This window comes from Mameliella sp. AT18 (genome assembly GCF_028807275.1).
Taxonomy (GTDB): domain Bacteria; phylum Pseudomonadota; class Alphaproteobacteria; order Rhodobacterales; family Rhodobacteraceae; genus Antarctobacter; species Antarctobacter albus.
Window position 1 is genome coordinate 1 of the sequence record NZ_JARAMO010000079.1, and the last position, 3620, is coordinate 3620.

The following is a 3620-nucleotide window of genomic DNA, read 5'->3' on the forward strand; positions in this document are numbered from 1 at the left end:
CCCTGCGGTCGACTCCCCCGAGGTATTTTGAAAACCAAAGAAGCTGTGGCCGGGCACCGGAGGCGCCCGGTCGGCGGTCAGGCCGTTTCAGCCGATTTCGGCCAGCCGGGCGAGTGCCTCTTTCAGCTTGGCCTCTTCGCCTTCGCGGGCGGCCAGGTTTTCGCGGGCTTCCTCGACCACTTCCGGCGGGGCGCTTTCGGCGAACTTGGGGTTGTTCAGCCGCCCCTTGAGGCCGCCGATCTCCTTGGCAAGCTTGCCCAGCGATTTTTCCAGCCGGGCCTTTTCTTCGTCCACGTCGATGATGTCGGCCAAGGGCAGGCCAAAGGTGGCCTGGCCCACGGGAACCGTCACGCAGCCCTTGGGGAAGTCATCGACCGAGGTCAGCCCCTCGATCCGGGCCAGTTTCAGGATCAGCGCCTGGTTGCGGTCCCAGGCGGCCTGTTCCTCGGCGCCGATGCCCTTGACCAGCATCGGCACATAGAGCCCCGCCGGTACATGCATTTGCGACCGGGCCGAGCGCACGCCTTCGATCAGCGAGATCACCCAGGACATTTCCGCATCGGCCTTGGCATCGCTGACCTTGGCGGCGCTGTAGGTCGGCCAGTCGGTGTGAACCAGCATGCCGTCGCGCGTGCCCAGCGTGTCCCAAAGCTCTTCGGTGATGAAGGGCATGACCGGGTGCAGCATGATCAGGCATTGATCCAGCACCCAGGCCATCGTGGCGCGGGTCTCGGCCACCACCTGAGCGTCCTCCGAGCCGAAAAGCGGCTTGGAGAACTCGACATACCAGTCGCAGACCTTGCCCCAGACAAAGCTGTAAAGTGCGTTTGCCGCGTCGTTGAACCGGTAATCGGTCAGGGCCGCATCGACGGTTTCCCGCACACGCGCGGTTTCCCCGATGATCCAGCGGTTGACCGTCTGCTGGGCCGTGGGGGCAAATGCCGGGTCGGAGCTGGACTTGTGCGTGTCAAAGACCTGGTTCATCTCGGCAAAGCGGCACGCGTTCCAGAGCTTGGTGCCGAAGTTGCGGTAGCCTGCGATCCGGTCGACTGAGAGTTTCAGCACGCCACCGATGGAGGCCATCGCCGCATTGGTGAAGCGCAGCGCGTCCGCGCCGTATTCGTCCACGATTTCAAGCGGGTCGATGACGTTGCCAGTGGTCTTGGACATCTTCTTGCCCTTCTCGTCGCGGACGAGCTGGTGCAGGTAGACGGTGTGGAAGGGTTTTTGATCCACGACGGCCAATTGCATCATGATCATCCGGGCAACCCAGAAGAACAGGATGTCGAACCCGGTGATCAGAACCGAGGTCGGGAAATAGCGGCGCATTTCCTCGGTGTCCTCGGGCCAGCCCAGCGTGCCGATCGGCCAGAGACCGGAGGAGAACCAGGTGTCGAGCACGTCGGATTCGCGCCAGACCGGGTAGATAAGCTGCGTCGGGTCCTGTGTCGCCTCGTACTGGGCGAGGGCCTCGGCGAACTGGTGCACGGCGGTATTGCGGTCCTCGACCTCGATCACGCGGGCGTGGTTCAATGGCGTGGGCAGGCCCGCCAGGACATCCTCGAATTTCGCGCGGACGGCCTCGAAATCATGCGCGGCGTGGTGGCGTTCCTCGCCGATCAGCAGGCGCTGGTCGTCCAGAAGCTCGCGCATCTCGACGAGGTCGAGCACGCCGTCGTTTTCCTGGTCGTATTGCTTGCCGGACCTGGCGGAGAGGTCGAGCCCGTACCAGACCGGGATCTGATGCCCCCACCACAGCTGGCGGCTGATGCACCAGGGCTCGATGTTTTCCAGCCAGTGATAATATGTCTTCTCGCCGCTCTCGGGCATGATCTTGATGTCGCCGTTGCGCACGGCGTCCAGCGCCGGGCCGACGACCTTTTCCGCATCGACGAACCATTGGTCGGTCAGCATCGGTTCGATGACCACCTTGGACCGGTCGCCGAAGGGCTGCATGATCGGCTTGGCCTCGACCAGCGGCACCTGCGTGACGGGCGGTTCTTCCTCGCCTTTCTTTAGCTTGGGTTTCGGCCCAAGGCGCGGATCGTCGGAGGTGGTCATGACCGCCAGACCTTCGGCGGTGATCTCGGCGATGACCTTTTCGCGTGCTTCGAAGCGGTCCAGACCGCGCAGGTGATCCGGGACCAGGTTGATCGAATCCGCCTCGGCCTCGGTCAGGGCGCGGTCGCCCTCTGCCACCTGCATGGCGATTTCAGCAGCCTTGGCATAGGCTTCGCCGTCGGCGCGCATCTGGCCGCGGGTGTCCATCAGACGGTACATCGGGATGCCGCCGCGCTTGGCCACCAGGTAGTCGTTGAAGTCATGCGCGCCGGTGATCTTGACCGCACCGGAGCCGAAGTCCGGATCGGGATATTCATCGGTGATGATCGGGATAAGGCGGCGGTGGTCCTTTGGGCCGACCGGGATCTCGCAGAGCTTGCCCACGATGGAGGCATAACGCTCGTCGTCCGGGTGCACGGCGACGGCGCCATCGCCCAGCATGGTTTCGGGGCGCGTGGTGGCGATCGAGATATAGTCGCGCGTCTCGCGCAGGGTAACGTTGCCGTCCTCGTCCTTCTCGACATATTCGTAGGTTTCGCCACCGGCGAGCGGGTACTTGAAGTGCCACATGTGGCCTGCGACCTCGATGTTCTCAACCTCGAGATCGGAAATCGCGGTTTCGAAATGCGGATCCCAGTTGACCAGCCGCTTGCCGCGATAGATCAGCCCCTTGTCGTACATGTCGACAAAGACCTTGATGACCGCATCGTGGAAATTCGGGCTGTTCTCGTGCCCGGTTTTTGGATCACCCGGCGCACCGGCCATGGTAAAGGCGTTGCGGTTCCAGTCGCAGGAACAGCCCAGCCGTTGTAGCTGGTTGACGATGGTGCCGCCATACTGGCCCTTCCATTCCCAGACCTTGTCGAGGAATTCCTGCCGCGTCAGGTCTGTGCGGCGCAGGTTGCTTTCGGCCTTCAGCTTCTTCTCGACCTGCAGCTGCGTGGCGATGCCGGCGTGGTCTTGTCCGGGCTGCCAGAGCGTGTCGAAGCCGCGCATCCGGTGCCAGCGGATCAGAATGTCCTGCAGGGTGTTGTTGAAGGCATGACCCACATGCAGCGCGCCGGTCACGTTCGGCGGCGGGATCATGATGGTAAAGCTTTCGTCGCGGCTCTTGTTGGCGCCGGCGCGGAAGGCGCCGGTGTCGAGCCATTTCCGGGTGAGGCGCGGTTCGGCCTCGGCGGCGTTGAAGCTCTTTTCCAGCGGCATGGGTCTTGTCCTCGTCCAGTGTTGGCGGTGGGTCTACGACAAGGGCGCGCCAAGGGGAAGGGGGCCGGTGGCCGCGTGCTCCCGGCGGAGCGGGCTATGGGTGCAAGCACCCATCCTACGGGCGGACCAAAGCGCAGAAAAAAGCCCGCGATGCAGTGCATCGCGGGCTGAGGCTACGGAACCCCAGGGAGGAGGAGAGGGGCCCCGAAACTGGTTTGGGCAGCGGCGCCAGGGAGGAGGAGAGGCGCCGCTGCCATTGAAAGACCCCAGGGAGGAGGAGAGGGGCCTGACAAATTGGTCGGGTCGCGCGACCCGGAATTCTGATGCGGCGGTGCCAGGGAGGAGGAGAGGCA

The 3620-nt window shown here is 63.8% G+C and carries 1 protein-coding gene; it reads right to left on the reverse strand.

The window, feature by feature from the left end; genetic code table 11:
• Window positions 1-87: 87 nt before the first annotated feature.
• On the reverse strand, window positions 88-3267 hold the full coding sequence (locus PVW46_RS10905) for a valine--tRNA ligase (protein WP_069210418.1): 3180 nt from the start codon (window positions 3265-3267) through the stop codon (window positions 88-90).
• Window positions 3268-3620 lie beyond the last annotated feature (353 nt).

Bases quoted from the DNA above. Each gene is read 5' to 3' on its own strand.
- PVW46_RS10905 (WP_069210418.1), bottom strand. From the start codon at position 3,267: ATGCCGCTGGAAAAGAGCTTCAACGCCGCCGAGGCCGAACCGCGCCTC.